This window comes from Aquabacterium sp. (assembly GCF_021768455.1).
GTDB lineage: Bacteria > Pseudomonadota > Gammaproteobacteria > Burkholderiales > Burkholderiaceae_C > Aquabacterium.
The window spans coordinates 1-2,041 of the sequence record NZ_JAIZVX010000273.1 but is presented as its reverse complement, the minus strand read 5'-3'; the positions used below and the strand labels follow the sequence as shown (position 1 = coordinate 2,041).

The 2,041-nt window shown below is 68.9% G+C and carries 3 protein-coding genes; all 3 read right to left on the bottom strand.

Features of this window, described 5'->3' with window-relative positions; translation table 11 throughout:
- On the bottom strand, positions 1-516 hold a 516-nt coding region (locus QZ994_RS19660), incomplete at its 3' end, for a nuclear transport factor 2 family protein (RefSeq protein WP_290877731.1).
- Between the two features lie 11 nt (positions 517-527).
- On the bottom strand, positions 528-908 hold the full coding sequence (locus tag QZ994_RS19655) for an IacB protein (RefSeq protein ID WP_290877728.1): 381 nt from the start codon (positions 906-908) through the stop codon (positions 528-530).
- Positions 909-936: 28 nt separating this feature from the next.
- A partial coding sequence (locus QZ994_RS19650) for an acyl-CoA dehydrogenase family protein (RefSeq protein ID WP_367172368.1) occupies positions 937-2,041 on the bottom strand: 1,105 nt, incomplete at its 5' end.

Below are 2,041 nucleotides of genomic sequence, written 5' to 3'. Positions count from 1 at the left end.
AGCGAGCCGCTGGACCGTATTCTCGGCCTGGAAATGGGCAATGCGCCACTGGCCGTCGTCGCCACGTTGCATCTGCAGGTTCAGCTGCGCGGCATTGAGGTGGGAGGCGCCGCTGGCGAAGGTGGAGGTCTGCAACATCACCCAGCTGGCGTCGGCTTGGCCATCGCCGGTGTGGGTGATGTGCTCCGAGCACAGGAAGTGCGCGTTCATGGCGAAGTGCGGCGGGCGCTGAGGTCCATCTTCACCAGGCAGGGAGCCGCGGTAGGCCCCCAGCATGTTGCCGATGGCCTCGCGGCCGGTGTGGGCCCCGAAGCGCTCGCCATAACGGGCGCCCTTGCCGGCCCAGACGGCTTCTGCGGTGAAGCAGTCGAGCAGCTGGTCCATGGGCGTGTGTGCGTCCAGGTGGTCGCACAGGTCCATGTAGCGGCGCACGCAGGCGCGGATGCTGGACTCGGCTTCCAGCCTGTCCAGGCGCTGCATCAGCTGGGCGAGCACGTCGGGCGGGGCGCTGTGCATGGTGGCTCGCTTCAGGCGGCAGCAGCCGGTGCGGGCGGCAGCAGGTGGGCGGGCACCACCAGCTCGCGGCCCATGCGGGCCTCGACCTTGGCGTACTTCCACAGCTTGTAGGGGCCTTCGCCCACCACCAGCGTGCGGAACAGGTTGCAGGCCGCGTGCACCGTGGCCTGGTCGGGCACATCGGCCAGCACGTAGCAGGTCCAGGGCCAGCTGGTGGACGGGCCGACCATCGATTGGTCGTCGTCCATGTTGCCCAGCACGGTCACGCCGGGCAGGGCGGCGATGCCGTTCATCATCGTGCCGAAGGCCAGCCAGACGTCCTTGGCTTCTTCGGGCGTGGCGTTGAAGAAGTTCTGGTTGATGCCGATGCAAAAGAGGGTGCGGATGGCCATGTGGGGCTCCAGGAAAGATGAGGGGGGGTCAGAGGTAGCCAGGCAGCGGGGGCAGGCCAAACAACATGGCGCCGGCGTTCTGGTAGGTGATCTCGCCCATGAAGGCGTGCTGGGTCAGCACTTGCACGTCGCGCACCTGTTGCGAGATCGGGCAGCTGTTTTCCACACCGGTCATGCCGGTCTGCATCTGCACGGCGCGGCACACCTCGGCCGCGGTGCGGGCCGCGTGGGTGGACGACAGGCGCAGCAGGCTGGTCTGCTCGGGCGTGACCTCGTCGCCCTTGAGCAGGCTGTCCCAGGCGCTGTCGATGGCCTCGTAGAAGAAGGCGCGGGCGGCGCGCAGCTGGGCCTCGGCCTGGGCCACGGCGATCTGCACCTGGGGGCGGTCGGCCAGGCGCGGGGCGCCCGTCACCGAGATGCGGCCCGAGGCCATGCCGCGCAGCTCTTCGATGCTGGCGCGGGCCACGCCCAGGCCCACCACCGACAGCACCTGTGCGGCAAAGGAGAGACCGGGGTAGCGGAACATGGGCTCGTTGCGGGGCGAGCGGCTGCCGCGCACAAACGTCCAGTTGGCGGGCACGCGCACACGCTCGACCACCAGGTCGTGGCTGCCGGTGCCCTGCATGCCGCTGACGTCCCAGGTCATGTCGATGCGGGTCTGCTTCTGCGGCATCACGGCCATGCGGGGCAGGCCCGTCTTCTCGCCTTCCATCGGGGCGATGCCGACGCCCACGTAGTCGGCGCCCATGCAGCCGCTCGACCAGGACCAGCGGCCGCTCACCTCGTAGGCACCATCGACCAGCGGGGCCTTTTGCGGCGGGAAGATGCCGCCGGCAAACACGATGTCGGGCGAGTGGGCATAGATCTCGGCGAAGGCTTCGGGGGGCAGGGCCGCCAGGTAGGTCACGCCCATGCCGAAGCTGGCGACCCAGCCGGCCGAGCCGTCGGCCTGGGCGATGGTTTCGATCAGTTCGCAAAACGCGCGAGGGGACTTTTCATCGCCACCGAAGGCCTTGGGCACCAGGGCGCGGTAGACGCCGATCTGCTTGAAGCGCTCGATCACGTCGGGCGAGATGAAGCGCTGGGCCATGAACTCCTGGCGGCGGCGGCGGATGTCGCTGAGCAGCAGGTCG